Source organism: Halomonas sp. BM-2019 (assembly GCF_017584085.1).
Map to the genome: position 1 here is coordinate 2,286,909 of NZ_CP071922.1, position 2,229 is coordinate 2,289,137.

Below are 2,229 nucleotides of genomic sequence, written 5' to 3' on the forward strand. Positions count from 1 at the left end.
GGCCACCACGAAGACCCGACGCCAGCCGCTGGCGGCAGGCCACAGGGCGAGCTGCACCGGCGAGGCCGGTGCCTGGAAGTGCTGGGCCAGCCGCGCCTCGAGGTCGCGCAGCGCCAGCAACTGCTCGCGGCGGGGCAGGGCGAGCCAGTGGGGCTTGTGCAGCCAGGCGCCGCGGGTCCCCGCCGGCAGCCCGTCACGGTAGCGGCGCCAGGCCTCCCAACCCAGCCAGACGCCGCGCAGGTGGTCACGGCTCGCTTCCCGGGGCCTGGACAGCTGATGGGGCCAGGGATAGAAGAGCACCCCCGGCATGGCCAGCTGGCGATCGATCCGCAGGCAGCGGTCGGCGCCCACGGCGTCGCTGCAGAGCCGCTCGGCCAGGGCCTGGCGGGTCTCCGGCTGTTCGGTCAGGCGCAGCTGGTGGTGATGCAGGTGGTGGCGCTTGCCGGCCAGGCTGTCGGCGCCGCCGGGACCGATCCAGCGCGCCTGGTCCTGGGCCTCGCCGGGCCCCTCCACCAGGCCCAGGTAGAACTTGATGGCCACCTCGAGGTGCACGGGCGTCGCCGCGCCCCGGCGTCGGTAGAGCAGGTCCAGCTCGCCCAGGGTCTGCTTGCTGCGGTGGATGCGCAGGTTGTGGGCGAGCAGCTCGGTGCCGGGGGCGGCGGCCAGCAGGAACTGCCAGAGCCGCTCGTGGTAGAGGCCCATGCGGCCCTGGAGGGTCTCGCCCACGCAGGCCTCCAGCGTCGCCGGGTCGGCCTCGAGCCCATCCAGCCAGGCCGCCAGCTGCGCATCGCTCGCCAGCCCCAGCGTGCGCCGATCGGGACGCCCCGGCCAGGGCGTCTGCAGCAGGTCGGGCACCAGCAGCAGCCAGGCGAGATCACGCACCAGGGGGTGGTGGCAGCGGTCGAGCAGGGGCAGGGGCAACGCCGTCATGGGCCGGGGTCCTGTGCGTTGGCGGCAAGTGTCTGACAGGCAAGGAATGGCTTCCCTATACTGCAGCATACATTCACGTCCCTCGGGTGGTAACTCCTCATGCGTATTCCTCCTTCGCGTGGCCTGGCCCTGCTGGCCGGCACCCTGATGACCCTCTCCCTCGCCCAGGCGGACGGTCCCGTGGTGGTCGCCTCCAAGATCGATACCGAGGGCTCGGTGCTGGGCCAGCTGATCCTCCAGCGCCTGGAAGCCGGTGGCATCGAGGTGCGGGACCGGCTCCAGCTCGGCGGCACCAGCATCGTGCGCGAGGCCCTGCTGGCCGGCGAGATCGATCTCTACCCCGAGTACACCGGCAACGGGGCCTTCTTCTTCGACATGACCGACAGCGATGTCTGGCACGATGCCGAGGCGGCCTACGAGACGGTCCGCGAGCGCGACGCGGACAACGGCCTGGTGTGGCTGACGCCCGCCTCGGCCAACAACACCTGGGCGATGAGCGTGCGCGGCGAGCTGGCCCGGGAACACGAGCTGGCCACCCTGGAGGATCTGGCCGCCTGGCTGGACGAGGGGGGCGAGTTCAAGTTCGCCGCCAGCGCCGAGTTCGTGGAGTCGCCCCAGGCGCTACCGGCCTTCCAGGCGGCCTACGGCTTCACGCTCGCCGATGACCAGCTGCTGGTGCTCTCCGGGGGCAACACCGCCTCCACCATGCGCGCCGCCGCCCAGCAGACCAGCGGGGTCAATGCCGCCATGACCTACGGCACCGACGGGGGGCTGACGGCCCTGGACCTGGTGGTGCTGGAGGACACCCTGGGAGTGCAGCCCGTCTACCAGCCCGCCCCGGTGGTGCGCGACGAGGTGCTCGACGCCCACCCCGAGATCGAGGAGCTGTTGACACCGCTCTTCCAGGCCCTGGATCTCGAGACCCTGCAGCGCCTCAACGGTGATGTGGCGGTCAACGGGCTGGATCCGCGCGACGTCGCCGCCGACTTCCTGGCCGACCTGGCGGAGTGACGGCCGATGGGCAGGGAGGCGGCGTCCCGCAACCGGGTGATCCTGCTGCTGGCGCTGGTCGCCGCCCTGGGCTGGTGGCTGCTCGCCGCGGTGAGCGTGGCCCCCAACCGGCTGGTGCCGGGCACGCCCCTGAGGGCGCAGGAGGCGGTGGGCTGGCTGGGCGCCCTCGCCGCCACCTTGCCGCTGGTCGCGCTGGCCGGCCTGGCCTGGCGGCCCTCGCCGCGCCGGCTCTGGCTGGCGCTGGGCCTGGCCGCGCTGCTGCTGATGGGCCTCCCGGCCTGGCTCGCC

Annotated in this window: 2 protein-coding genes and 1 pseudogene; 2 read left to right on the forward strand and 1 reads right to left on the reverse strand. The window is 72.9% G+C overall.

The features are described from left to right. Nucleotides 1-930: DUF1853 family protein (locus J5F18_RS11350; RefSeq protein WP_346298742.1), on the reverse strand; the 930-nt coding region annotated here is incomplete at its 3' end. Between the two features lie 99 nt (nucleotides 931-1,029). Here J5F18_RS11350 and J5F18_RS11355 point away from each other — a divergent pair. Further along, the gene (locus J5F18_RS11355) at nucleotides 1,030-1,941 is read left to right on the forward strand and encodes an ABC transporter substrate-binding protein (protein WP_346298743.1); all 912 of its coding nucleotides are present in this window, start codon (nucleotides 1,030-1,032) and stop codon (nucleotides 1,939-1,941) included. 6 nt (nucleotides 1,942-1,947) lie between these two features. After that, a pseudogene (locus J5F18_RS11360) lies at nucleotides 1,948-2,229 on the forward strand (ABC transporter permease); the annotation flags it as partial.